The sequence below is a fragment of the Bradyrhizobium sp. Kon56 genome (assembly GCF_055807635.1).
Genome location: NZ_JBVVOU010000033.1, coordinates 1 through 23,305 on the forward strand (window position 1 = coordinate 1; position 23,305 = coordinate 23,305).

Annotated in this window: 21 protein-coding genes; 12 read left to right on the top strand and 9 right to left on the bottom strand. The window is 63.5% G+C overall.

All coding sequences use genetic code 11. From position 1 onward, the window contains the following. Nucleotides 1-161: 161 nt before the first annotated feature. Complete coding sequence (locus AC0L3B_RS32695; protein WP_007598178.1) at nt 162-716, bottom strand: ActR/PrrA/RegA family redox response regulator transcription factor; 555 nt, start codon at nt 714-716, stop codon at nt 162-164. Nucleotides 717-819: 103 nt separating this feature from the next. Then, nucleotides 820-2,130: an ActS/PrrB/RegB family redox-sensitive histidine kinase gene (locus AC0L3B_RS32700; protein ID WP_018455877.1), complete on the bottom strand. Its 1,311-nt coding sequence runs from the start codon at nt 2,128-2,130 to the stop codon at nt 820-822. Nucleotides 2,131-2,234: 104 nt separating this feature from the next. Here AC0L3B_RS32700 and AC0L3B_RS32705 point away from each other — a divergent pair, with 104 nt between their 5' ends. The 4 genes from AC0L3B_RS32705 (at nt 2,235) to AC0L3B_RS32720 (ending at nt 6,473) form a co-directional block, all read left to right on the top strand. After that, nucleotides 2,235-3,038 (top strand): ABC transporter ATP-binding protein, encoded by an 804-nt coding sequence (locus tag AC0L3B_RS32705; protein WP_085349757.1) that lies wholly within the window; start codon nt 2,235-2,237, stop codon nt 3,036-3,038. Between the two features lie 109 nt (nt 3,039-3,147). Further along, on the top strand, nt 3,148-3,966 hold the full coding sequence (locus tag AC0L3B_RS32710) for an ABC transporter permease (protein ID WP_018455879.1): 819 nt from the start codon (nt 3,148-3,150) through the stop codon (nt 3,964-3,966). 121 nt (nt 3,967-4,087) lie between these two features. Further along, nucleotides 4,088-5,416, top strand: coding sequence for a polyhydroxyalkanoate depolymerase (locus tag AC0L3B_RS32715; RefSeq protein ID WP_018455880.1), 1,329 nt, complete (start codon nt 4,088-4,090; stop codon nt 5,414-5,416). Nucleotides 5,417-5,633: 217 nt separating this feature from the next. Continuing rightward, complete coding sequence (locus AC0L3B_RS32720; RefSeq protein ID WP_026233044.1) at nt 5,634-6,473, top strand: M48 family metallopeptidase; 840 nt, start codon at nt 5,634-5,636, stop codon at nt 6,471-6,473. A 174-nt stretch (nt 6,474-6,647) separates the two neighbouring features. Here the strand turns inward: AC0L3B_RS32720 and AC0L3B_RS32725 are convergent, their stop codons facing one another. After that, the gene (locus AC0L3B_RS32725; RefSeq protein ID WP_456652918.1) at nt 6,648-7,307 is read right to left on the bottom strand and encodes a hypothetical protein; all 660 of its coding nucleotides are present in this window, start codon (nt 7,305-7,307) and stop codon (nt 6,648-6,650) included. 355 nt (nt 7,308-7,662) lie between these two features. After that, the gene (locus AC0L3B_RS32730) at nt 7,663-9,876 is read right to left on the bottom strand and encodes a transglycosylase domain-containing protein (protein WP_018455883.1); all 2,214 of its coding nucleotides are present in this window, start codon (nt 9,874-9,876) and stop codon (nt 7,663-7,665) included. A 167-nt stretch (nt 9,877-10,043) separates the two neighbouring features. Here AC0L3B_RS32730 and AC0L3B_RS32735 point away from each other — a divergent pair, with 167 nt between their 5' ends. Beyond that, nucleotides 10,044-10,469 (top strand): DUF1330 domain-containing protein, encoded by a 426-nt coding sequence (locus AC0L3B_RS32735; protein ID WP_018455884.1) that lies wholly within the window; start codon nt 10,044-10,046, stop codon nt 10,467-10,469. A gap of 84 nt (nt 10,470-10,553) precedes the next feature. Here AC0L3B_RS32735 and AC0L3B_RS32740 read toward each other — a convergent pair whose 3' ends face one another. From AC0L3B_RS32740 to AC0L3B_RS32750, 3 genes are all read right to left on the bottom strand, one after another. Beyond that, the gene (locus tag AC0L3B_RS32740) at nt 10,554-11,780 is read right to left on the bottom strand and encodes an ABC transporter substrate-binding protein (RefSeq protein ID WP_085385519.1); all 1,227 of its coding nucleotides are present in this window, start codon (nt 11,778-11,780) and stop codon (nt 10,554-10,556) included. A gap of 231 nt (nt 11,781-12,011) precedes the next feature. After that, nucleotides 12,012-13,238 carry an ABC transporter substrate-binding protein gene (locus AC0L3B_RS32745; RefSeq protein ID WP_026233046.1) on the bottom strand — a complete coding sequence of 409 codons (1,227 nt, stop codon included), beginning with the start codon at nt 13,236-13,238 and terminating at the stop codon, nt 12,012-12,014. A 135-nt stretch (nt 13,239-13,373) separates the two neighbouring features. Beyond that, complete coding sequence (locus tag AC0L3B_RS32750) at nt 13,374-13,736, bottom strand: DUF1304 domain-containing protein (RefSeq protein ID WP_231189569.1); 363 nt, start codon at nt 13,734-13,736, stop codon at nt 13,374-13,376. 90 nt (nt 13,737-13,826) lie between these two features. On the opposite strand from AC0L3B_RS32750, the gene AC0L3B_RS32755 reads away from it, so the two are divergent. Next, nucleotides 13,827-14,357: a methylated-DNA--[protein]-cysteine S-methyltransferase gene (locus AC0L3B_RS32755; RefSeq protein ID WP_018455889.1), complete on the top strand. Its 531-nt coding sequence runs from the start codon at nt 13,827-13,829 to the stop codon at nt 14,355-14,357. Nucleotides 14,358-14,451: 94 nt separating this feature from the next. On the opposite strand, the gene AC0L3B_RS32760 is transcribed toward AC0L3B_RS32755, so the two are convergent. Next, nucleotides 14,452-14,820 (bottom strand): nuclear transport factor 2 family protein, encoded by a 369-nt coding sequence (locus AC0L3B_RS32760; RefSeq protein ID WP_473381714.1) that lies wholly within the window; start codon nt 14,818-14,820, stop codon nt 14,452-14,454. 189 nt (nt 14,821-15,009) lie between these two features. On the opposite strand from AC0L3B_RS32760, the gene AC0L3B_RS32765 reads away from it, so the two are divergent. Then, nucleotides 15,010-15,909: a LysR family transcriptional regulator gene (locus AC0L3B_RS32765; RefSeq protein ID WP_377828574.1), complete on the top strand. Its 900-nt coding sequence runs from the start codon at nt 15,010-15,012 to the stop codon at nt 15,907-15,909. Nucleotides 15,910-15,933: 24 nt separating this feature from the next. Here the strand turns inward: AC0L3B_RS32765 and AC0L3B_RS32770 are convergent, their stop codons facing one another. Further along, entirely contained in the window at nt 15,934-18,723 is a 2,790-nt protein-coding gene (locus AC0L3B_RS32770) for a [protein-PII] uridylyltransferase (RefSeq protein WP_085361945.1), read from the bottom strand. Between the two features lie 187 nt (nt 18,724-18,910). Between AC0L3B_RS32770 and AC0L3B_RS32775 the strand changes: the two genes are divergently transcribed. The 5 genes from AC0L3B_RS32775 to AC0L3B_RS32795 all read left to right on the top strand — a co-directional run bounded on the left by AC0L3B_RS32775 (nt 18,911) and on the right by AC0L3B_RS32795 (nt 23,202). Next, nucleotides 18,911-19,882 carry an aliphatic sulfonate ABC transporter substrate-binding protein gene (locus AC0L3B_RS32775; protein ID WP_085349765.1) on the top strand — a complete coding sequence of 324 codons (972 nt, stop codon included), beginning with the start codon at nt 18,911-18,913 and terminating at the stop codon, nt 19,880-19,882. 231 nt (nt 19,883-20,113) lie between these two features. Continuing rightward, nucleotides 20,114-20,956, top strand: coding sequence for an ABC transporter permease (locus tag AC0L3B_RS32780; RefSeq protein ID WP_204514043.1), 843 nt, complete (start codon nt 20,114-20,116; stop codon nt 20,954-20,956). Between the two features lie 4 nt (nt 20,957-20,960). Next, nucleotides 20,961-21,746: an ABC transporter ATP-binding protein gene (locus AC0L3B_RS32785; protein ID WP_368508913.1), complete on the top strand. Its 786-nt coding sequence runs from the start codon at nt 20,961-20,963 to the stop codon at nt 21,744-21,746. Between the two features lie 69 nt (nt 21,747-21,815). Further along, nucleotides 21,816-22,325 (top strand): OsmC family protein, encoded by a 510-nt coding sequence (locus tag AC0L3B_RS32790; protein ID WP_027566043.1) that lies wholly within the window; start codon nt 21,816-21,818, stop codon nt 22,323-22,325. A 67-nt stretch (nt 22,326-22,392) separates the two neighbouring features. Next, a complete protein-coding gene (locus AC0L3B_RS32795; protein WP_018455898.1) occupies nt 22,393-23,202 on the top strand; it encodes a hypothetical protein in 810 nt (269 codons plus the stop codon). Nucleotides 23,203-23,305 lie beyond the last annotated feature (103 nt).

A 23,305-nucleotide genomic window follows, 5' to 3' on the forward strand; every position in this document is an offset into this window, starting at 1 on the left:
GGTGCAAACCGCGGCAGGCCATTCCTCACGGAACAGGTCGAGAATAACTGATCGCGCTATTACAAGGGTGGGCAAAGCGGAGCGTGCCCACCATCCAGGTCAAAGATTGAAGCAGACATGGTGGGCACGGCGCTTTGCGCCTTGCCCACCCTACGGCACCGTTATCGCGGCGCGCGCTTGGCCAAAATCCGCTGCAACGTGCGCCGATGCATGTTGAGCCTGCGTGCCGTCTCCGAGACGTTGCGGTTGCACATCTCGTAAATGCGCTGGATGTGTTCCCAGCGCACGCGGTCGGCCGACATCGGGTTCGCCGGCAACTCGGACTTGTCCGAGCCGGTCGACAGCAGCGCCGCGACGACGTCGTCGGCGTCCGCGGGTTTCGAGAGATAATCGACCGCGCCCATCTTCACCGCGGTGACGGCGGTGGCGATGTTGCCATAGCCGGTCAGCACGATCGCGCGGGCGTCGGGGCGCTTCTTCTTCAGCGCCGAGACCACGTCGAGACCGTTGCCATCACCGAGCCGCAGATCGACCACGGCGAATGCCGGCGCCGCCTTGCCGATCTGCGCCAGACCGTCCGAGACGGTGTCGCATGACGTCACCGCAAAGCCGCGCGTTTCCATGGCGCGCGACAGCCGCTCCAGAAACGGCTTGTCGTCCTCCACGATCAGCAGCGAGCGGTCGGTCTGTTCGTTCAGTTCGGCGATGGCGTTCAAGGTTTCGTCCTCTCTCCAGCGCGTCTACATATGGCGGCGCAATCGGGCGGTGCCAAGGGCGCCAATGGTCGATCGGCCCCGTTGTGCGACGCAAGGTCGCGGCCTATCCTATTGTTTCTTCGAAGGTCTCGATAGCCTCAAAACGGTCTCGCGGCCACGTGATCTGGACCACTGCGCCATGGTCCGGAAAGGTCCGGTTGGTAAACGAGACCTTGGCGCCGGTGCGCTCCAGCAAGGTGCGCGCGATGAACACGCCGAGCCCGAGGCCGCCGCCTTCGTCCTTGCTGCGCCGCCGCGACAAATAGGGCTCGCCGATCCGGTTCAGGATGTCAGGCGGAATCCCGGGACCATCGTCGGAGATCACGAGCTCGATTGTGTCCTTGTTCCACCACGCATTCACCTCGACGGTGGTGCGGGCGAAATCGACCGCGTTCTCGACGATATTGCCGACGCCGTAGAGGATCGCCGGATTGCGCGAGCCGACCGGTTCGGCCACGATGGCGACGGCGATGCGCACCTTGATATCGACGCCGAAATCGCGGTGCGGCGCCACCACCTCCTCGATCAGCTCCGACAGCTTCATGCGGTCGAACGGCGCGCCGGTGGAGGAGAGCTGGGTGATCTTGCTCAATATGTCGCGGCAACGCTGCGTCTGCTCGCGCAGGGTCTTCAGGTCGGCGGCAAAGTTCGGCTCCTTCACCGTCTTCTCCAGCTCGCGCGAGATCAGGAAGATCGTCGCGAGGGGCGTGCCGAGCTCGTGCGCTGCGGCTGCGGCCAGGCCGTCGAGCTGGGTCAGATGCTGCTCGCGCGTCAGCACCAGCTCGGTCGCGGCCAGCGCGTCGGCGAGCTTGCGCGCCTCCTCGGTGACCTGGAACGAGTAGAGGCTGGTGACGCCGATCGCGAGCGCGATCGAGAGCCAGACGCCGACGAGATAGATCGGCGGCAGCACCAGCGGATCATCAGAATCCCAGGGCAGCGGCAGATGGAAGAAGAACAGGACCGAGGCGCAGGCGACAGCCAGCACGCCGAGGCCGAAGGTGAAGCGGGCCGGCAGCGCCGTCGCGGAGATCAGCACGGGCGCGAGGAACAGGAACGAGAACGGGTTCTGGAGTCCGCCGGTGAAGAACAGGAGACCCGCCAGCTCCACGATGTTGAGCGCGAGCAGTCCGGCCGCCTGCATCGGCTCCAGCCGCTGCAGCGGATTGGACACGGTCTGGAGCGCCAGATTGAGCGCCGCCGACAGGGCGATGATGCTGACGCAGGGAACGATCTCTACATTGAATTCCAGCCCCTGCGCCACGATGAAGATCGCGGCGAGCTGGCCGAGCACCGCGAGCCAGCGCAGTCGCAGGATCGTATCCAGGCGGATATGCCGCTGCGCGGGGCGAAAGTCGGAAGCGGCAAGTTCGGTCATTTCGGCCAATGGGGCGTGCCTTCTCGATCACAAGCGCGCGGCTCACGGAACCGCCGGATTACAAGCCTTGCGCTCTCCGCTGCAATAGCAGAAGAACGCCCAGCATGACGGAGAATGACAAGGCTTCAAGCTGGCCGACTGTCGCGGATCGCAGCCTCTCCGCGGCAATCGCGGTCGATCACCTGGTCAAGGTCTACAAGCAGACCCGCGCCGTCGACGACATCTCCTTTTCGCTTCCGCGCGGCAGCATCACCGGGCTGCTGGGCGGCAACGGCGCCGGCAAGACCACGACCATCGCGACGATCATGGGCCTCGTGCTGCCGACCTCCGGCCGCGTGCAGGTGCTCGGGCATCGGATGCCGGAGGACAGCGCGTCCGTGCTGGGTCGGATGAACTTCGAGAGCCCCTATGTCGACATGCCGATGCGGCTCACGGTGCGTCAGAACCTCACGGTGTTCGGCAAGCTCTATGCGGTGAAGAACCTCTCCGATCGCATCGCTGAGCTCGCCGACGATCTCGATCTCACCGAGTTCATCGACCGCGCCAACGGCAAGCTCTCCGCAGGACAAAAGACGCGCGTTGCGCTCGCCAAGGCGCTGATCAACCAGCCCGAGCTGCTGTTGCTGGACGAGCCGACCGCCTCGCTCGATCCCGACACCGCCGACTGGGTCCGGGGGCATCTGGAGCGTTATCGCATGGCGAACAACGCCACCATCCTCTTGGCGTCGCACAACATGCTCGAGGTCGAGCGGCTCTGCGATCGCGTCATCATCATGAAGCGCGGCCGTATCGAGGACGACGATACGCCCGAAGCCATCATGGCCCGCTACAACCGCACCACGCTGGAAGAGGTGTTTCTGGACGTCGCGCGCGGAAGGGTGAACGGCGCGCAGGAGGTGGCACGATGAGCCAGGCCGTATGTTGCGACCGTAGCCCGGGTGAGCGAAGCGATACCCGGGAACGCCGCCAGCAAGGTCCCGGATATCGCTTCGCTCATTCGGGCTACGCGGTGCCGCAATGACCGAACTCTCCCTCCACCGCGGCATCTCCGTCCACCGCATTGGCGCGATGATCCTGCGCTATTGGTACCTGTTGCTGTCGTCCTGGCCGCGGCTGCTCGAGCTGCTCTACTGGCCGGCGCTGCAGGTCATCACCTGGGGCTTTCTGCAGCTTTACATCGCGCAGAATGCCAACTTCTTCGCGCGTGCCGGCGGCACCCTGATCGGCGCCGTCATTCTCTGGGACATCCTGTTTCGCGGGCAGCTCGGCTTTTCGATCTCGTTCCTGGAAGAGATGTGGGCGCGCAACCTCGGCAATCTCATGATGAGCCCGTTGAAGCCGATCGAATTTCTGCTGTCCCTGATGATCATGAGCCTGATCCGGCTCGCGATCGGCGTCATCCCCATGACGCTGCTCGCGTTATTCCTGTTTCACTTCAATGTTTATGCGCTCGGCGTGCCGCTGATCGCGTTCTTCTGCAATCTGATCTTCACGAGCTGGTCGGTCGGCATTTTCGTCTCCGGACTGGTGCTGCGAAACGGCCTCGGCGCCGAGAGCATCGTCTGGACCTTGATGTTCGGCATCATGCCGCTCGCCTGCGTCTACTATCCCGTCAGCGTGCTGCCGGTCTGGTTGCAATACATCGCCTGGACGCTGCCGCCGACCTACGTGTTCGAAGGGATGCGCGCGCTGCTGATCGAAAACACCTTCAGGACCGATCTGATGCTGAGCGCGTTGGCCATCAACGCGGTGCTGTTGCTTGCATCTTTTGGGGCATTCCTTGCCCTTTTGCGCAGCGCCAGGATGCAGGGCTCGCTGCTGTCAGGCGGCGAATAACGTCACTTTCTCGTGGATTCTGCCCGGTTTGGGCACCTCGGCCACGTAGATGTACGGAACCATGCATTGACGCAATATTACGCATTCGGCAGTATGCTGCGATGCGAAGAGGAATATAGCGATGCCGATTGGTGAGTTTGGCGGCGCGCCGCCCCTGGTGGCCGAAGGCAGTCCTGTCCTGACGACGCCGATGTACTGGATGTACGAGATGGGGCAAGCCTCTCTCAATCCGGCGCGTGCGATCACGGACGCGACCAAGCTCCTGTTTCAGAATCCGCTGAACCCCTGGGCACGCACCGAGGTTGGCAAGTCGGTTGCCGCGGCCTGCGAATTGTTCGAACGCACCACCCGCCGCTACGGCAAGCCGGAATGGGGCCTCAACGACACCGAGGTCAACGGCATCCGCGTTCCCGTCGAGGTCCGCTCGGTCTGGGAAAAGCCGTTCTGCCGCCTGCTCTACTTCGATCGCAAGTTCGCCCGTCCACTGCGCAGTCCGCATCCACGCGTGCTGATCGTCGCTCCGATGTCCGGCCATTACGCGACGCTCCTCCGCGGTACCGTCGAGGCTTTCCTGCCGGCGCATGAGGTCTACATCACCGATTGGGCCGATGCCCGCATGGTGCCGCTCAGCGACGGCCGCTTCGATCTTGACGACTACATCGACTACGTCATCGAGATGCTGCATGTCCTCGGCGGCAACACGCATGTGCTGGCGGTGTGCCAGCCCTCGGTTCCCGTCGTCGCTGCCGTTTCGATTATGGAAGCGCTACGCGATCCCTTTGTGCCGACCTCGATGACGCTGATGGGCGGCCCGATCGACACCCGGCGCAATCCGACTGCGGTGAACAACCTGGCCCAGGAGCGCGGCATCGACTGGTTCCGCAACCACGTCATCACCAAGGTGCCGTTCCCGCATCCGGGTATGATGCGCGACGTCTATCCGGGCTTCTTGCAGCTCAACGGCTTCATCAGCATGAATCTCGACCGGCATATGGATGCCCACAAGCAGCTATTCGCCAACCTGGTGAAGGGCGACGGCGACCTCGTCGACAAGCATCGTGACTTCTACGACGAATATCTCGCGGTGATGGATCTCTCCGCCGAGTATTACCTGCAGACCGTCGACACCGTGTTCGTGAAGCATTCGCTGCCGAAGGGCGAGATGACCCATCGTGGAACACGCGTCGATCCCTCCAAGGTCACGCGCGTCGCGTTGATGACCGTCGAAGGCGAGAACGACGACATCTCCGGCATCGGTCAGACCGAAGCAACGCACACATTGTGCAGCTCGATTCCCGATCACCGCCGCGTTCATTACGTCCAGAAGGGCGTCGGACATTACGGCGTGTTCAATGGCTCGCGCTTCAAATCGGAAATCGTGCCGCGCATCCACGACTTCATGGTCTCGGCGGCGAATCCGAGCTCATTGCAGGCTCTCGCGGCCGAATAATCGCGTTTTTCGGCTTTCCCGCTGAAAATCGACGCCCTGTCGGAGGCTCCGACAGGGGCGAGTTCCCGCTAGATTCGCGGTATTTAGGTAGCTTTGTAGGAGTGAGTCCAACCTCACCCCTTGGGGGTGCCACATGCGCCGAACGGGGGCGAAAAAAGCCGGTTCCAACCCCAGTCTGTAGGGTCTCCCGGACGCCAGACCCCTGTATATTGGGCAAATGATTTGTTTTTGCGCCGAGCGCTTTCCCTGGCGGCGGTTATGGCAGAATCCGGGCGCTCTCCTGCCCCCCGGACTGACAGACATGGCCACTCGCGCACTCCTCTATCGGCGGCCCCACGAGCCGAAGACCCTCCTGATCACCCATGGATCGCAATATTTTGCGATTCGACTGCGCCGGCATCGCCGCGCGCGCCGTTACACGCTCAGAATTCATCCGAGCGATCGCGAAGCCATCCTCACCATGCCGCCGCGCGGCACGCTCGCCGAAGCAAAAGACTTCGCGCAGCGCCACGGCGCGTGGATCGCGGCACGTCTCGGCCGTTTGCCGAAGGCCGCGCCGTTCCAGCCTGGCACAGTGATACCACTTCGCGGCACGGCCCATCGCATCGTTCATCGCGCCGGCACGCGCGGTACGGTGTGGACGGAAGTGCGCGACAGCGGGGAGCGGATTCTCTGCGTCGCCGGCGGCGTCGAGCATGCGGACCGTCGCATCAGCGACTTCCTCAAGCGCGAGGCTCGCCGCGACCTTCAGCGTGCGGCGGAATCCTATGCCGCCGAGCTCGGCGTCAAGGTCAAGCGGCTCTCGATCCGCGATCAATCCAGTCGTTGGGGCTCCTGCACCTCGGCCGGCTCGCTGTCGTTCTCCTGGCGCCTGATCCTCGCGCCGCCCTACGTGCTCGACTATCTCGCCGCCCACGAGGTCGCCCATCTCGTTGAGATGAACCACTCAGCGCGGTTCTGGCGCGTCTGCGGGAAGGTCTGCCCGTCGATGGAGCGCGCCAAGAAGTGGCTCGATACGTACGGCAACGACCTGCACCGCTACGGGGTCGAGGATTAGGCCCTCGCTGCCAACCTCCATCTGACGCTGTCATCGCCCGGCTCGACCGGGCGATCCAGTGTTCCGAGGCGGTTGTTATTGAACCGAGAGGCCGCGGCGTACTGGATGCCGCGTTCTCGGGAATGACAGTTGAGAATGCGGCGACGTCCGCGCGTACTCAATTCATCCCTCTGCTCAGGCGCTGACATCCGCGCTTGTCCCCGGCTGCGTGCGCGAGGCGAGATAGGATGACTGCAATTGCACGCCGGCCTTCTGGCCCTCGGCCAGCATCGCCTGGAAGGCTGCGTCGAGTTGTTCGCGGCTATAGGTTGCGGAGCTGCTTTCACGCGGGGTCCATTGCGATTGCGTGATCGCGGTGGAAGCTTTTTCAACGGTGCCACCGAGCCGCTCGGCGTATCTGTCGGCCCGCCACTGCGCCAGATCCGGTCCACTCAGATCGGGTGGATCCTCCAGCTTGCCGATCTTTCCAGCCGCCTCGTTGGTCATCGTTGAGGACCCGCCATTGTACAGGGTGGCGACCACCTTGCCGTCGACCTTCACCTGAGCATAGGTGTTCTCAGGGGCATCGTCCGAGACGACCGACTGAGTTGCGCTCGTGTCATGGGTCATCAGCCAGTTCGATGCCATGAGGTCGCGCAGGTGAGGATTGTCCGCCGCCGATATCGACTTGGCGCCTGTCAGGGGCTTGACCTGCGAGACGTCAATCCGAAAGCCGTCGGTCGCAGCATCAGTCGCATCCGGTCCCGCCGGCTGAAGACTCGATGTCCTATTCGAAGCGGACGTTGATGCGGGTCGCAGATGAGGCAACGCCGCGCTGGATACACCCGACATCATGGAACGCTCTCCGATACTTGCTCAACCTGTGAGAGCAAATCCCGGGCCGCCGACCGGAGCTTGAAGAGACTGGTGTTTTTGCGTTCCGGGAGCTGCGGGGATCGGCCGATTTTGCCATGGTAGGCAGGACTTGCCGAAGACGACACCGGTGGCGAACCGGGAGAGCCGAGATAGCGGCCGCGTTCGGGATGATGGCGGAACGGTTCTGTTTTGCCCGAGGTGTCAAATGGCTTTGCTGTCAGAATCAGCCGTCTTGCGACTCACGCAAGCCGTTGATTTCGTTATCCTCGGCTACTGTGCATGGGGTTGTTTTCGCTTGTTTTTGTTTTGAGGTCACCCGGACCTCAGGTCGGCGCTAGCGATTCCCGCCGAACAGCCGGTCCATCAGCCAGCCATCGAGTCCTGCGGCTGCCTCCGGTCGCGCATTGGCGCGCGTGGGGGGTGGGCGATAGCCGCCGTTGCTGGCCGGTGCGGGTCCGGGCGCTGCCGCTGTTGGCGGCGACACCTGCGACGTCGCCTGCGCCAGGTTCGACAGGCCCCAGCCACCTGGAGAGCTCGGCAAGGCTGCTACCGGCACGCCCTCGTGCGCTGTGCGCATGAAGCGCGACCAGACTTCGACCGGCAAGCCGCCGCCGGTGGCCTTCTTGGTCGGCGAGTTGTCGTCATTGCCGAGCCACACGCCGGTGACGAGGTTGGCGGTGTAGCCGATGAACCAGGCGTCGCGGTAGTCCTGGCTGGTGCCGGTCTTGCCGGCCGCTGGCCAGCCCGGGATCTCCGCCTTCTTGGCGGTGCCGCTGATCAGCGTTTCCCGCATCATCGCGTTCATCATGCCGACATAGCGCGGGTCGACCACCTGGTTGTGCTCGTCCGCCTGGCGCATGTAGAGCAGCTTGCCACTGAGCGTCCTGATCCGCGTGACGACATGCGGCGTCGCCGTGAAGCCGCCATTGGCGAAGGGTGCATAGGCGCCGACCAGCTCGACCATCGAGACTTCGGAGGTGCCGAGCGCGATCGAGGCGTTGGGCTCGAGTTTCGAGGAGATGCCGAGCCGGTGCGCGGTGCGCACCACGTTCTTCGGCCCGACCTCGAGGCCGAGGCGAATGGCGACCGTGTTGAGCGACATCGCGAGCGCCTGGGTCAGCGTCACCGCGCCGAAATATTCGTGGGTGTAGTTCTCAGGCCTCCAGCCCTTGACCTCGATCGGCGCGTCCTGGCGGACCGTGTCGGGCGTCAGCCCCTGCTCGAGCGCGGTCAGGTACACGAACGGCTTGAACGAGGAGCCCGGCTGGCGCCGGGCGGTGACCGCGCGGTTGTACTGGCTCTCGGAATAGTTCCGCCCGCCCACCATGGCGCGAACCGCGCCGTCAGGCGTCATCGCCACCAGTGCGCCCTGGCTGACATTGAATTTCACGCTCTTGGCCGCGAGCTCGTCGATGATGGCGGCTTCCGCCACGCTCTGGAGCTTCGGATCGATCGTGGTCTCGACCTTGATGCTCTCGTCGATCTGGCCGACCAGATCGTCCAGCACCTCGCCGATCCAGTCGGCGACGTAATTGACCGTGCCGGCGCCGACCGGCTTCACATTGTAGGAGGGCTGGCCGATCGAGGCCTGCGCCTGCGCTTCGGTGATGAATTTGGCATCCGCCATCGCCGTGAGCACGATTTTCGCGCGCGCTTCTGCGCCCTCAGGGTTGCGGTTCGGCGCGAGCCGCGAGGGCGATTTGACGAGACCGGCCAGCATCGCCGCTTCCGCGACGGTGACGTTCTTGGCCGATTTGCCGAAATAGCGCTGCGCGGCGGCCTCGACGCCGTAGGCGCCGGAGCCGAAATAGACGCGGTTGAGATAGAGCTCCAAGATCTCGTTCTTGGAATGCTTGCGCTCCAGCCAGATCGCGAGCTCCGCTTCCTGCAGCTTGCGCGCCATGGTGCGCTCCTGGGTCAGGAACAGGTTTTTCGCCAATTGCTGCGTCAGCGTCGAGCCGCCCTGCGACACGCCGCGATGGAGCACGTTGGTGACGAGCGCGCGCAGGATGCCCACGGGATCGATGCCGAAATGCGAATAGAAGCGTCGATCCTCGATGGCGATGAACGCCTTGGGCAGATATTGCGGCAGATCCTTCAGCGAGACGTTGGCGCCGGCCATCTCGCCGCGTTGCGCCAGCATGCTGCCGTCCATGCCGACGATCTGGATCGTCGGCGGCCGCTTGGGGATTTCCAGCGACTGGATCGGCGGCAGATGAGCGCCGACATAGATCACGACGCCGATCACGGCGATGGCGCCCCATAGGCCCAGCACCGCGCCCCAATAGACCAGGCGACCAAGGCTCGCGCCGATGCGTGACTTCGATCGCCGCTTGGGGCTGCCGCGGCCGGCTGGCGCCTTCCGCTCGCGCGGCGGCTCGTCGCCGGCATCCTCGCTCTTGCGCTTGGCAGATGACTTCGTTGATTTCTTCGGCTTCTCATCGCCGCCAGGAATGCGGTCGGCCGCGGTCAGGCGCAGATCGGCGAGTGCCGCAGGCAAGCCGAACAACGGCTCCTTCCGCCCACCCTTTTTCTTTCCCAACCCCATACGCAAACGCCCGGTCAGCCCGCCCCGCCGCACGCTAGCGGTCGCTGTTTAAGGCCCGGTTACCCAGAGCTTAACGCGCGATTAGGAGGTGCGGCATTCGCTGGCCGCAGTTCCGCTGGGAGGTCGGCAGAGCTAGGATCGCCGGCATAAAAGAAAAGGAAACTCAGATGGGCCACATCGATCCAACCAAGGAGATTTTCGCGCAGTTCCGGGACAACGACCGTCCCGGCCCGATCCACATGCTCAACCTGGTGCGCTTACGCAAGGAGGCAGCCTATCCAGATGGCCGCAAGGCGAGCGGCGCGGAAGCCTATGCGGCCTATGGCCGCGAGAGCGGCCCGGTGTTCGAACGCCTCGGCGGCCGCATCGTCTGGCAAGGCAAATTCGAGTTGATGCTGATCGGCCCCGAGACTGAGCGCTGGGACCATTGCTTCATCGCCGAATACCCAAGCGTCGCCGCGTTCGTCGAGATGATCCGCGATCCCGTCTATCGCGAAGCGGTTAAGCACAGGCAGGCCGCCGTGGAGGATTCACGGCTCATTCGGCACGCGGTGCTGCCGGTGGGCAAGAACTTTGGCGAGGTGCCGGCCTGAGCGGCGTCGGCGGAACTCCCTCCTCAAGGTGGATGGCCGGGCTTGACTCGGCCATCCACGCCTCACCTGCTTGCTCCGAGAGAACTAACCCGCCGGACCCGCATCTTCCAGGAGCGGGCCGAACAGCTCCCAGCGTTCGCCGTTGAACTTCATCATCTGAAGCTGCTTGTTGACGCGGTAGTCGGTCGCCGAGGTGTTGGCCTTGATGCCGGGCAGGGCGATATCGCTGGTCACGTCCTTCAGCGAAGCCGCCTGCTTCATGACGTTTTCGCGCGTCAGGTTGTCGCCGCACTGCTGCAGCACGTGGGCCAAAAGCTGGGCGGTACCGTAGCCGTAGGTATTGAAGTTCGAATCCTTGTCGCCGTCCGGATAGTACTTCGCCATGAAGTCGAAATACTTCTTCAGGCCGGCATCGTCCTTCCAGGTCGGATCGAGCGGATCCTTGCCGTAATTGACGCTGATCACGCCCTTGGCGGCGTCGAGACCGGCAGGCTTCATCACCGCGCCGACCGAGGTGGCGTTGATGTCGACGATCTGCACCGGCTTCCAGCCGATCTCGCCGATCTTCTTGATCGCCTGCGCCGCTTGCTTCGGCGTGCTGGCGCTGAAGAACAGATCGGCGCCGGCATCCTTGATCTTGAGGATCTGCGAATCGACGGTCGGGTCCGAGACTTCGTAGGAGGACTCGTTGACGATCATCTTGGCGGCCTTGTCGCCGAGCCCGGCCTTGATGCCGTTCAGATAGTCCTTGCCGAGATCATCGTTCTGATAGAGCACGCCGACTTTGGCGTTTGGATATTCCTTCAGGATGTACTGGCCGTAGATGCGGCCCTCGACGAAATAGTTAGGGTTGTAGCCCATCGTCCACGGAAAGTTCTTCGGGTCCGTGAACTTCGAGGCGCCGGTGGCCGCGAACAGCTGCGGCACTTTCTTGGAGTTGAGATATTTTTGCACGGCCGCATTCGATGGCGTGCCGATGATCTGGAAGGTCAAGAGCACCTCGTCGCTCTCGACCAGCTTGCGCACCTGCTCCACTGCTTTTGGCGGCGAGTAAGCGTCGTCATACTGGATCAGATTGATCTTGCGGCCGTTGATGCCGCCCTGGTCGTTGATCATTTTGAAATAGGCGGCCTGGGTCTTGCCGATCGACGCGTAGGCCGATGCCGGTCCCGAGAACGGCACGGTCTGGCCGACTTTGATCTCGGTATCGCTAGCCCCCGGATCATATTTCTTCTGGGCATTGGCCGCCGAGACCGATAGCGCCAGGGTCAGCGCCGTTGCCGTGGCCAGATGCAGCATTCCATTCCTCATTCGCATTTCCTCAATGTTTGTTGCCGGTGATCAATCAGGTGCGCCTGTGCGCACCTGATGTCACCGCTGACGGCGATAGTGGATGAGGCGTTGTTGCAACGCAAGTTTGGGCGTGCGCCCGCAGTTCGTAGCATGCGCGGCTGCGCAGCAGGTTTGTAAGGTGGGCAGCGCCGGCGGATGCGCGAAGTGCAGTCCGCCGGGCGTAACCCGCCCTATGAGATATCCGAGAGGCTAACCCGCTGGACCCGCATCCTCCATGATCGGGCCGAACAGCTCCCAGCGTTCGCCGTTGAACTTCATCATCTGCATCTGCTTGTTGACGCGGTAGTCGTTCGGCCCGGTGTTGATCTTGATGCCGGGTAGCGCGAAGCTCGGGGTGAAGTCCTTGATGTTAGCGACCTGCTTCATCACGTTCTCACGCGACAGGTCGTCGCCGCACTGTTTCAGCACCTGCGTCAGCAATTCGGCGACTGAATAAGCATAGGTGTTGACGGTATTGAGCTTGTCCCCTTCGGGGAAATACTTGTCCATGAAGGCAAAGAACGCTTTCACGCCCGGATCGTCCTTCCACTGCGGATCGCCGGGCTCCTTGCCGTATTGGGTGGAGATGATGCCCTTGGAGATGTCGAGACCGGCCGGCTTCAACGTCGCCGAGATCGGGCTCGCGTTGATGTCGAGAATGTGCACCGGCGTCCAGCCGAGCTCGGCGACCTTCTTGATCGCCTGCGCCGCGAATTTGGGTGTCGAGGCATCATAGAAAAGATCGGCGCCCAACGACTTCAGTTTGACCACCTGCGAGTCCACCGTCGGATCGGTGACCTCGTAGGACACCTCGCCGACGATCATGCTGGCGGCCTTGTCGCCGAGACCGCTCTTGAGGCCGGCGAGATAGTCGCGGCCCATGTCGTCGTTCTGGTAGAGCACGCCGATCTTGGCGTTCGGATGCTCCTTGAGGATGTACTTGGCGTAGATGCGTCCCTCGGACACGTAGTTGGGATTATAGGCGATGGTCCAGGGATAGTTCTGCGGATCGTTGAAGCGCGCGGCGCCGGTCGAGGCCAGCAGTTGCGGGATCTTCTTGCCGTTGAGATATTTTTGCACGGCAGCGTTCGCGGCCGTGCCGATGATCTGGAAGGTGAACAGCACCTCGTCGCCTTCGACGAGCTTGCGCACCTGCTCGACCGTCTTCGGCGGCGAATAGGCGTCGTCATACTGGATCAGATTGATCTTGCGGCCGTTGATGCCGCCCTGATCGTTGATCATCTTGAAGTAGGCGGCCTGGGTCTTGCCGATATTGGCGTAGACGGAATAGGGCCCGGAGAACGGCACGGTCTGGCCGATCTTGATCTCGGTGTCGCTCGCGCCGGTGTCGTATTTCTTCTGGGCGAGAGCTTGGTTGGCGGAGAACGCGAAGGCGAGCGCCGCCGTGGCGGTGATGAAGGCTCTGCGATTGCTCATGTGGGCTTGTTCCTCCTGACGGAATTTCCGACCGACGGTCTTGTCCCGTTGATTGCCAACGGTCGCCATCGCTGTCGGAGATTGTGGAGGAACGGCAGGCGCCGCGCAAGGATCGCGGTGCCGCGCTATGGCATCTCAGGTCAGGAACAAGGCCAACAGCGCGAGCGCCGCCGGCAGCGCCTGCACGATCAGGATCCGCGTGCTGACGGTCGCCGCGCCATAAGCGCCGGCCACGATCACGCAGAGCAGGAAGAACGCCTTGATCTGGAACGCGAAGGCCGGATTGCCGTGCACCAGCCCCCAGACCAGGCCGGCGGCCAGGAAACCGTTATAGAGTCCCTGGTTCGCGGCCAGCACCTTGGTGATCGCTGCCTTCTCCGGCGTGTTGCGGAAAACCTTCAAGCCCTGCGGCTTGTCCCAGAGCAACATCTCCAGGATCAGGAAGTAAGCGTGCAGTGCGGCGACCAGCGCCACCAGGATATTCGCGATCCAGATCAAGTTGAGCTCCCCCAGCGTCAGCTTTCGGGTGGACGCTAGCACGGCTGGCGTGGCAAGTGCGATGGCGTGTTTCGATGCAATGGTGCCGCAATGCCCGCGCGACCGACCAAACCGCCTGTAAGCTTCGGCCTCGATCGGCTGGCGACGCCGATCGGGATCGCGCTGCTGATCACCGACGCTGAGGGCGCCTTGCGCGCGCTCGACTGGGAGGATTACGAGCACCGCATGCGCGAGCTCTTGCGCCTGCATTACGGTCTGGTGGACCTGAGTGACCAGCCCGCGCCCGCGGCCATGCGGACTGCGCTGTCGGACTATTTCGACGGCGATCTCGGCCAGCTCTCAGACATCGCCTGGCGCATCGCCGGCACGCCGTTCCAGCAGAAGGTCTGGAATGCATTGGCGCAAATCCCTGCCGGCACCACAATGAGTTACGGCGCGCTCGCCGCAAGGATCGACACGCCCAAAGCCATTCGCGCCGTCGGCCATGCCAACGGCTCCAATCCGATCAGCGTGGTGCTGCCGTGCCACCGCCTGATCGGCGCCGATGGTTCTCTGGTGAAGTATGGCGGCGGCCTCGAGCGCAAGCGCTGGCTGCTGCGGCATGAAGGCGTGGCGGTCTAAGCGCCTGTTTGACAACGGTTGAGCGATTGGCGGCGGCCGGCGATGGGCCGTCGAGCGAGCCTTCGGCCGCTCTCCCCCGCCGTGACCGAATCCATCAGACGTTCGACGTCATTACTTTCTGCGCGATCTTCCGGGTCCCGTTCACCTTCAAGCACGACAACAGGTCTGTGAAGTAACGCGGCGGGATGCGCAATTTCACCTTCAAAAGCGCGAGCTCTCCTTCAACATCCGTCGACAGGATCTGATCGTCTCGCTCGAAGCCCTGTTGCTTTGGAGCTTTCATGTCGCGGACCGCTGCCAGCCAGGTCGCAATCGGCGTCACGCCCACGTTGCCGTCCTCGGCGACCTTCGTCACGGAACTCAAGGGGTGAAATATGGATGCAAATTTCTCGGCATCCATTTCATAGGCAGCATCGAAATAGGTTTGCGCAAGGGAGTGCAAGGCGGGAACGTCCGTATTCATTGTCATCCTCAAAGCCGTTACACCGGGCATTCATGCGGCCCGGCCCGGCCAGCCGTGCCGAGCGTCAGCCTGGCGCCCGTGCAGAAAAGCACCGTAGGTCGTCGAATTGCGGGTGGGAGCCTACGGCATAGTTGTTTATGAAGCCAGCCGACTTGCGCGGCATGGGCTTATGATCGATATTCATAGACGATGACAAACGAATTGAACGAGCTCGCGACGTTCGCAATCGTGGCCAGTGAACGAAGCTTTACGCGCGCTGCGATAAAGCTGGGTGTGTCTCAGTCTGCCTTGAGTCACACAATCCGGAGGCTTGAGCAACGGCTTGAGCTGCAGCTGCTCGCTCGAACAACCAAGAGCGTTGCGCCAACCGCTGCGGGGGCAGCTCTTTTGGAAGACTTGTCTCCGGCGCTTGAGCAAATTCGTCACGCCCTCGACAAGACCCGAAGTGTTCGGCAGCGACCCGAAGGTCGTCTCCGAATCGTAATGTCACGATCAGCTGCCGTGATGGTGTTGTTGCCGCGGTTGAGAGCTTTCGCTGAGTCCTACCCGGACATCGTTCTGGACGTTGTTACCGTCACTGGCCCCGTGGACCTTGTTGCAGGCGAGTTCGATGCCGGTATCCAGCTTGGCGAGTACATTCAAAAGGATATGATCGCGGTTCGCCTCACGCCCGAACTGCGATTGGCGGTAGTGGGCTCGCCAAGCTATTTCGCTTCACGAAGCATCCCCAAGAAACCAAAGGATCTGAACGATCATCGGTGCATTACGCTGCGTCTTGCGGGTGGACCATATCGGTGGGAGTTTCAGCAGGGACGAAAGTCGGTCACGATCAACGTGAACGGCCCACTCATCATTGACGATACCCACCTGGTGATCCAGGCGGCGCTCGCCGGGGTTGGTGTGGGACTCGCTTATGAAGAGCAGGTCGCCGAATATGTTGCGAAGCGCCGCCTTGTCCGGGTGCTGGAGGATTGGACTCCGCCAATTCCGGGCTTCTTCATGTATTATCCCAGTCGTCGGCATCAACCGGCGACGCTGTCTGCGCTGGTGAACGCGCTGCGATTCTCCGAACAAAAGTCGGCGCGATGATTCAGCGGGGAATGACGAGAGAAGTCAGGCCGCTGGCTGAACCGCCTTGTCGCCGGCCATCACGTGGGTCAGCGCGCTCTTGATCGCGGCCTGACGTGTCGGCGCGCTGATCTGTGCGCCCAGGAGATCGGTGACGTAGAACACGTCGCGCGCGCGCTCGCCGAAGGTCGCGACATGGGCCGAGGCGATGTTGAGGTTGAGCTTCGAGATCGCGGTGGTCAGCTCGTAGAGCAGCCCGGGGCGGTCGAGGCCGGACATTTCGATCACTGTGTAGCGGTCGGACCATTGGTTGTTGATGGTCACTTCCGGCTCGATCACGAACGGCCGCGCCTTGCCGCGCACGGTGCGCCGGGCCACCACTTCGGGCAGACGCAGCTTGCCTTCCAGCACGTCCTCGATCATCTCGCCGATGCGTGTGGCGCGCCGTCCCTCGTCCTCGTCGCGGTCGTATTCCCTGGAAATCGAGATGGTGTCGAGCGCGCGACCGTCGGTCGTGGTGTAGATCTGGGCATCGACGATGTTGGCACCGGCCGAGGCACAGGCGCCTGCGATGATCGACAGCAGCCAGGGATGGTCGGCGGCGAAGATGGTCAGCTCGGTGACGCCACGCACCTCGTCGAAGCCGACATTGATCGCGAGCTTGTGGCCCGCCTGCTCGCTGGCACGGACGAAGCGCGCGTGGCGGATCTTGCGCGGCAGCTCGACCTTGAGCCAATAGGCCGGATAGTGCCGGGCGATATAGGCGTCGAGCTCTTCCGCCGGCCATTCCGCGAAGGCGTTACGGAATTCGGCATACGCGGCCGTGAGCCGCTTGCCGCGGTCTACCTCCGAGAAGCCACCCGTCAGCACCGGTTCGGTCTCGTAGTACAGCGAGCGCAAGAGCTGGGCCTTCCAGCCGTTCCACACGCCTGGGCCGACGCCGCGGATGTCGGCGGTGGTCAGGATCGTCAAGAGCTTCATCTGCTCGACCGACTGCACCACGGCGGCGAAATTCTCGATGGTCTTGCGGTCGGAGAGATCGCGCGACTGTGCGACCGTGGACATCGTCAGATGCTCCTCGATCAGCCAGGCCACGAGCTCGGTGTCGGCCGGACTGAAGCCGAGCCGCGGGCAGAGCCGTCGCGCCACCTTGGCGCCGGCGATCGAGTGATCCTCGGGCCGGCCCTTGGCGACGTCGTGCAGCAGCGTCGCAATGTAGATCACGGAGCGATGCTCCGGCCGGATCTTGCGCATCAGGTCGCTCGCCACCGCGAATTCCTCGATGCCGCCGCGTTCGATGTCCTGGAGGAACCCGACGCAGCGGATCAAATGCTCGTCGACGGTGTAGTGATGATACATGTTGAACTGCATCATCGAGACGATCTTGCCGAAGGCACGGATGAAATGGCCGAGCACGCCGGTCTCGTTCATCCGCCGCAGCACGATTTCCGCGTTGTCGGATGTCAGGATCTCCATCAACAGCCGGTTGGCTTCGGGATTCTCGCGCATCTGCGCGTTGATCAGGCCGAGCGAACGCGTCACGTCGCGCATCGCGTCCGGGTGGAAGGCGAGATTGTTCTTCTGCGCCAGACGGAAGATGCGGATCAAATTGACCGGATCATGCTTGAACACGTCGGGCGCGGCGACGTTGATGCGGTTGTTGTCGACGATGAAGTCGTCGCTGTCGGGCACTCGCCGCTTCACCGCGGTGGGGCGCAGCCGCGCCATCATCCGGCTCAGCACCGGCGCGGGCTTGGCCTGCTGGTCCTCGAGCTTGGCGCAGAGGATGGCGGTGAGGTTGCCGACTTCCTTGGCGACCAGGAAGTAGTGCTTCATGAAGCGTTCGACGTCCTGCATGCCGGGATGCGAGGTGTAGCCGAGCCGGACGGCGATCTCGCGCTGGAGGTCGAAGGAGAGGCGCTCTTCAGGGCGACCGGAGTAAAAGTGAAGATTGCAGCGCACCGACCAGAGGAAGTCGGCGCAGCGGCGGAAGGTGCGGTATTCCTGCGCGTCGAACACGCCGCGGTCGACCAGTTCGTCGGTGTCGCTCACGCGGTAGACGTACTTCGCGATCCAGAACAGCGTGTGCAGGTCGCGGAGCGCACCCTTGCCGTCCTTGACGTTGGGTTCGACCAGATAACGCGATTGGCCGCCGCGGCGATGCCGCTCCTCACGCTCGGCGAGTTTCGCGGTGACGAACTCGGACGCGGTGCCTTGCACGACCTCCTTGTCGAAGCGGGCAACCAGCTCGTCATAGAGCGGCCGGTCTCCGGTAAGGAAGCGCGTCTCCAGGATCGCGGTGCGGATGGTCATGTCGCCGCGCGCCTGCCGGATCGACTCGTCGACCGAGCGCGTGGCGTGACCGACCTTCAGCCCCATGTCCCAGAGGCAATAGAGAATGGCCTCGGCGACCTGCTCGCCCCAGGCGGTCTGCTTGTAGGGCAGGATGAAGAGCAGATCGATGTCGGACTCGGGGGCCATCAGGCCGCGGCCATAGCCGCCGGTCGCCACCACTGCCATGCGCTCGGCACCGCTCGGAATCGGCGAGCGGTAGAGATGGCGGGTCGCGGCCGAATACAGGATGCGGATGATCTCGTCCTGCACGTGGCACAGTCGCTCGGCGCAGCGCCGGCCGTGACGGTCCTTCAGCAGGATCGTCTGTGCCGCAGCGCGCGAGGCAATCAGCTCGGCCTTGAGCAGTTGCGCCATGGCCGTGCGGAACGCGTCCTCGCGTCCCTGGTGCTTCTCGGCAAGCGCATCGACCGCGGCGGTGATCCGCGCGGTGTCGAAGCGATCGTCCACCTCGGCCTTGTGTTCAGTCGCGACGCTGTCCATGTCTCACCGGATATAAGAGGCGGCCGGCGCTGTCACCCGCCATTCTCTCGCAATAGTCGTTCCATGCTGGAAAGGTGCGGCTTTGGGCAAAGCTGTTCTCAGCCGGCGCGCTTTCGAGGGATGGATTTTCTCGTTGATTTCTAGATCTAACTCATTGAAAAACAATGAAGTTTTGAGGAGGTCGGGCATGACCAGGATTACACGACGCATACTGTTGGCGGGAGCGGTCGCTCTTGCCATGTCCCCCGCGGCGCGGGCGGCGGATCCGCTCAAGGAAATCCGTATCGACTGGGCGACCTATAATCCGGTGTCGATGGTCCTGAAGCAGAAGGGGCTCCTGGAAAAGGAGTTCGCCAAGGACGGCATCACCGTCACCTGGGTGCAGTCGGCCGGCTCCAACAAGGCGCTCGAATTCCTCAATGCGGGCTCGATCGACTTCGGCTCGACCGCGGGCTCGGCGGCGCTGGTCGCGCGTATCAACGGCAACCCGATCAAGTCGATCTACGTCTATTCGCGTCCCGAATGGACGGCGTTGGTGACATCAAAGGATTCCAAGATTGCTAATGTCGCCGATCTCAAGGGCAAGCGGGTCGCGGTGACGCGCGGCACCGATCCGCACATCTTCCTGGTGCGGGCATTGCTTGGCGCAGGTCTCACCGAAAAGGACATCACGCCGGTGCTGCTCCAGCACGCCGACGGCAAGACCGCGCTGATCCGCGGCGACGTCGATGCGTGGGCCGGGCTCGATCCGATGATGGCGCAGGCCGAGGTCGAGGACGGCGCGAAACTGTTCTATCGCAAGGCCGACGCCAACACTTGGGGCATCCTCAATGTGCGCGAGCAGTTTTTGAAAGACTATCCGGACGCCGCCCGCCGCGTGCTCGCGGTGTACGAAGAGGCGCGCAAATATTCGCTCGCGAATTACGACGAGCTCAAGAAGACCTTCATCGCCGTGACCAAGCTGCCGGAGCCTGTCGTCGATAAGCAACTCAAGGAGCGCACCGAGCTGACCCACAGCCGCATCGGCGCGCCCCAGCGCGAATCGATCCTCGCCGCGGGCCTCGCCCTGCAACAGGCCGGCGTCGTCGACGCCAAGGTCGACGTGAAGGCGACGCTGGATGGGCTGATCGACGATCAGGTGCCGCTGCCGACGAATTAAAGGTAGGCGCGCGGCAAACTCGGTCGTCGTCCCGGGGCGCGAAGCGAGCCCGGGACCCATAACCACAGGAAGTGGTTTGGCGCCAAAGGGGCAACTCCAAGCCCCCGTAGCCACGCCTTCCCGTGGTTATGGGTCCCGGATCTGCGCTCGGCTTCGCTGCGCTTGTCCGGGACGACGCCGAGAATGCCGCGCGCCCTTGCAATCCCGCACAAGACGCGCTTCCTACCGGCCATGATCTCTGACGCGCCAGTGCTGCAACAGACTACGGAACCGGCCGAGAGCGCCGCGCCCTCGCGGCTGTCGCGCTATGCGGGGCCGACGCTGGGATTGCTGTTGCCACTGACCCTCGCGCTTGGCTGGGAACTCGTGGTCTGGTCCGGCTGGTCCAACGGCCGGCTGGTGCCGCCGCCCTCGCGCGTGTTCGCCACCGTCGTTGATCTTGCACGCTCCGGCGAACTGTTCCGTCACATCGCCGCAACGCTGTGGCGTGTCGGCCTCGGCTTCGCGTTCGGGGTGGTCGCGGGCACCTTGCTCGGCGCCATATCCGGCTATTGGTCGCTGGCGCGGCGGCTGCTCGACCCGACCGTGCAAGCGCTGCGCGCGATCCCGTCGCTGGCCTGGGTGCCGCTGTTCATCCTCTGGCTCGGCATTTTCGAGACCTCGAAGATCGCGCTGATCGCGGTCGGCGTGTTCTTTCCGGTCTATCTCGGCGTGATGGGCGCGATCCTCATCGTCGATCGCAAGATCGTCGAGGTCGGTCGCACATTCCGTCTCTCCGGGCCTGCCATGATCCGCCGTATCCTGCTGCCCGCGGTGCTGCCGGCCTATGTCGTGTCCTTGCGCGTCGGTCTTGGTCTGGGCTGGATGTTCGTGGTGGCGGCCGAGCTGATCGGCGCGTCCGAAGGCCTCGGCTATCTCCTGCTCGACGGCCAGCAGCTCGGCAAGCCCGCGCAGATCCTCGCCGCCATCGTGATCTTCGCGATCCTCGGCAAGCTCACGGATTGGCTGATCGAGATCGCGGCTGCGCCCTTCCTGCGCTGGCAGGACGCCTTCGGGCGTACGACGGGAGCATAAGGCGATGCTGGCGCTCGACCGGGTCAGCAAGACCTATCCCAACGGCGTGCAGGCGCTGGCGCGCTTTTCGGCCGAGATCAGGCAAGGCGAGATCGTCGCCATCATTGGCGGCTCGGGCTGCGGCAAGTCCACGCTGCTGCGCGCCATCGCGGGCCTCGACCGCGCAAGCTCGGGCACGGTGACGCTCGACAACGAGGCGATCGCCTCGCCGCATGCCAAGATCGGCATCATCTTCCAGGAGCCGCGGTTGCTGCCCTGGCTCAGCGTCGCCGACAATATCGGCTTTGGTCTTGCCGATGGGCCCGCCACCGAGCGGCGTGAAAAGGTGGCGCGTGCGCTCGAGCGTGTCGGGCTCGCCGAGAAAGCGCAGGCCTGGCCGCGCGAGCTCTCGGGCGGGCAGGCACAGCGCGTCGCGATTGCCCGCGCACTGGTGCCGCAGCCCGAGGTGCTCTTGCTCGACGAACCGTTCTCGGCGCTCGATGCCTTCACCCGCAGGGACCTCCAGGATCATCTGCTCGATCTCTGGGCCGACACGCGGCCGACGCTCATCCTCGTCACCCATGACGTCGACGAGGCCGTGGTGCTGGCTGACCGAGTGCTGGTGATGCGGCCGCGGCCGGGCCGGCTGTTCGACCAGATCGAGATCAACCTGGGCAGGCCACGCGACCGCAATTCGCCGCTGTTCGAGAATTTCAAGCGAAGTGTGCTGACGTCACTCGACCGTTCGCTCGACCGCAACGTGCCCGACCGTGACGCAACCCAGGGTCCCGGTCAGGCCATGTGGTGGTGACAATTTCGCTCCGAGCCGGTACATCGCAAGCCGGTACTTCGTAGAGACGATTTTCCCGGGAGAGACAAAATGGACGCCGCAGCACTGCGCCAGATGCAGGCCCCGATCAAGGAGCGCTACAAGACCGACCCCAAGACCGCGATGATCACGTTGAAGGCCAAGGGCTCGACCGACAGCGAGGGCATCGCCTGCAAGGTCGAGACCGGCCGCGCAATCGCGATGGCCGGCCTGCATCCCGCGACTGGCGGCTCCGGCCTGGAGCTCTGCTCGGGCGACATGCTGCTCGAGGCGCTGGTCGCCTGCGCCGGCGTCACGCTGAAATCGGTCGCGACCGCGATCGAGGTGCCCTTGAAGACCGGCAACGTCTACGCCGAGGGCGATCTCGATTTCCGCGGCACGCTCGGCGTCGACAAGGAGACGCCGGTCGGCTTCGCCGAGATACGTCTGCGCTTCGACGTCGATACTGATGCGCCGCAAGACAAGCTCGACCTGCTGCTCAAGCTCACCGAGCGCTACTGCGTGGTCTATCAGACCATCAAGAACGGCCCGAAGGTCTCGGTGTCGATGCAGCGGATGTAGCGAGCGAAGGCCGCTCGCCCAACAATTCGTGTCGTCTCGGCGAAGCCCGGGACGACAAAAGAAAAAAATGTCCCCCGAGCTCCACCTCATCCTCATCCTCGTTCTGCGCATGATGGTCGCGGCGGCGTTCGTCGTGACGGCGTCGATCATCACCGAGCGTTCAGGGCCGGTGATCGGCGCGCTGGTCGCGACCTTGCCGGTTTCGGCCGGACCATCCTACGTCTTCCTCGCGCTCGACCACGATGCCGCCTTCATCGCGCAGGGCGCGCTGTCGAGCTTGCCGGTCAATGCCGCGACGATCTTCATGTGTCTCACCTATGTGGTGCTGGCGCAGCGGCGCAGCCTTCTGGTGAGTTGCGGAAGCGCGGTCGCGGTCTGGATCGTGTTCGCCTCGATCATCAAGCAGTTCGACTGGCCGCTCACCGCCGGGCTCGCCGCCAATCTGATCGCGTTCGGCATCTGTATTCCGCTGCTCGCGGGCTATCGCCACGTGAAGATGCCGCTGGTGACGCGGCGCTGGTACGACGTTCCGATGCGGGCGGCGCTGGTCGCGACCCTGGTTGCCATCGTCGTCTCGACGTCGGGCTGGGTCGGCCCCCGGATTAGCGGCATCATCGCGCTGTACCCGGTGGTGTTTTCCAGCATCATGGTGATCCTGCATCCGCGAATCGGCGGCCCGCCGACCGCCGCGGTGCTGGCCAATTCGGCCTGGGGGCTGCTCGGATTCGGAATGGCGATCGCGGTGTTGCACGTGGCGGTGGCGTGGTTCGGCTCCGCCGTCGGTCTTGGGCTTGCACTCGCCACCTGCATTGTTTGGAATCTGACGCTGTGGGGGATCGGGCGGCGTACGCAGCACAAGGCGCGGCAAGCGCCGTGACACTACGGACATGCGGCGCGGCGTCGCCGGATACTTCCGTAGCAAAACTCGCCATGACCGATCGCGAGACGCTTTCCTTCAAACTCCTGAAGGACCAAGCATT